Annotated in this window: 2 pseudogenes; both read right to left on the bottom strand. The window is 54.6% G+C overall.

The window, feature by feature from the left end:
* Positions 1–318 (bottom strand): annotated as a pseudogene (locus tag ACTHTQ_RS11355) (hypothetical protein); the annotation flags it as partial.
* Positions 311–449 (bottom strand): annotated as a pseudogene (locus ACTHTQ_RS11350) (NADH-quinone oxidoreductase subunit C); the annotation flags it as partial. The pseudogenes ACTHTQ_RS11355 and ACTHTQ_RS11350, both read right to left, overlap by 8 nt.

Below are 449 nucleotides of genomic sequence, written 5' to 3'. Positions count from 1 at the left end.
CGTTACTTCGGCGAACATGACTCGGATGGATTGGGCGTGGATAGGCACGTCAATGCCGGCAGGTGTTTTTACTGCCAGACAATACGCATGCTCGTTGACTATCATGGAAACTTAGTCTAGCCTATCCATATAAGTCAGGGCTGGCAGGTAGGTTTTGGTTTCCGCCAGTTTTTCGGGGCCTCGGTGCAAGAGGCCGATAGGCGGGTCGGCACGGACGATGGTGTCGCCCTCCAATTCCAAAATCATACGCAATACGCCGTGCGCCGCAGGGGGTTGCGGGCCGAAGTTGAGGGTGGAGTTTCTTAATGTATTGGCCACCGTAGGTCTCCTCACGGACGATACGCGGCGTGATTTCGCGCTGCTCGATGGTAACAGGTTGGTAAATCACGCGTTGTTGTTCTTCGTCGTAACGCATTGCCACATAGCCGGAAATCGGGAAGTCTTTGCGG

Source organism: Neisseria sp. P0020.S003, assembly GCF_051957095.1.
Lineage (GTDB): Bacteria > Pseudomonadota > Gammaproteobacteria > Burkholderiales > Neisseriaceae > Neisseria > Neisseria subflava.
The sequence above is the reverse complement of the archived record's forward strand: the minus strand, read 5'-3'. Positions and strand labels throughout refer to the sequence as shown.